Origin of the sequence: Szabonella alba (assembly GCF_016765775.1) — a bacterium.
In the GTDB taxonomy this organism is placed as follows: Bacteria; Pseudomonadota; Alphaproteobacteria; order Rhodobacterales; family Rhodobacteraceae; genus Szabonella; species Szabonella alba.
The window spans coordinates 1-1,197 of the sequence record NZ_JAESVN010000043.1; the positions used below are offsets into that span (position 1 = coordinate 1).

1 protein-coding gene is annotated in these 1,197 nt (G+C 59.3%); it reads left to right on the forward strand.

The window, feature by feature from the left end:
• The first annotated feature begins 70 nt into the window (after nucleotides 1-70).
• Nucleotides 71-1,158, forward strand: a protein-coding gene (locus tag JL811_RS19830; protein ID WP_202690428.1) for an IS3 family transposase whose coding sequence is annotated in 2 segments (ribosomal slippage) — nucleotides 71-332 and nucleotides 332-1,158 — 1,089 coding nt in all. Because the reading frame shifts where the segments join, the coding sequence is not laid out codon by codon here.
• The last annotated feature ends 39 nt before the right edge of the window (nucleotides 1,159-1,197 follow it).

Genomic DNA, 1,197 nt, shown 5'->3' on the forward strand with positions numbered 1-1,197 from the left:
GGTAATCCTCCCCATGGTTAAGGGGCTGCATAAGTAGAATTTTCTCGTAGCGTGAGCTGAGGAGATTCGAATGAGAAAGAGCCGTTTCACCGAGCCGCAGATCATGGCTGTGCTTCGTCAGGCCGAGAGCGGCGTGGCCGTGCCTGAACTTTGCCGGGAGCATGGGATCAGCACAGCGAGCTTTTACAAATGGCGCTCGAAGTATGGCGGCATGGATGCGTCGATGATGAGCCAGATGAAGGTGCTTGAAGACGAGAACCGGCGGCTGAAGCGCATGTTTGCCGACCTGAGCATGCAGGCCGAACTGCTCAAGGAAGCGCTTGGAAAAAAATGACGCGGCCAGCTCAACGCCGGGAGCTGGCCGAGAAGGCTGTGGCGACGAAGGGGGTGAGCATCGCGCTGGCTTGTCGGGCATTTAGCGTCAGCGAGACCTGCTTTCGCTACAGCCCGAAGCGCGATGCCGAGAACGAGTTCATCGCCGACCTTCTGGAAGGGCTGACCAAGGCGCACCGGACTTGGGGCTTCGGACTATGCTTCCTGCATATGCGCAACGTCCAGGGGCACCCGTGGAACCACAAGCGCGTCCACAGGATCTACTGCGAGCTGGAGCTGAACCTGCGGATCAAGCCCCGCCGGAGGATCAAGCGCGACAAGCCCGATGCGCTCAGTGTCCCAAAGGCCCCGAATACCGTCTGGTCAATGGACTTCATGGCTGATCGCTTGGCCGACGGTCGCCAGTTCCGGCTTCTGAACGTGCTGGACGACTTCAACCGTGAGGGGCTGGGCATTGAGGTCGACTTCTCGCTCCCGGCTGAGCGGGTGGTCCGGGCCCTCAATCAGATCATCGAGTGGCGCGGAAAGCCCCTAGCCATCAGGGTCGACAATGGCCCTGAATACATCAGCTCCACGCTGATGATCTGGGCCGAGAAGCAGGGCATCGTCCTGAACCACATCCAGCCCGGGCAGCCCCAGCAGAACGCGTATGTCGAGCGTTACAACAGGACAGTCCGCAATGAATGGCTGGACCTATACATCTTTGAAACCATCGAGGAGGCGCAGGAGATCGCAACCGACTGGCTATGGACTTACAACAATGAGCGCCCCAACATGGGCATCGGCGGCATCACACCCGCCCAGAAACTGAAGATGGCTGCCTGAAGTCTACTTCTGGGCCCCGTTAAAACGGGGAGGATTACC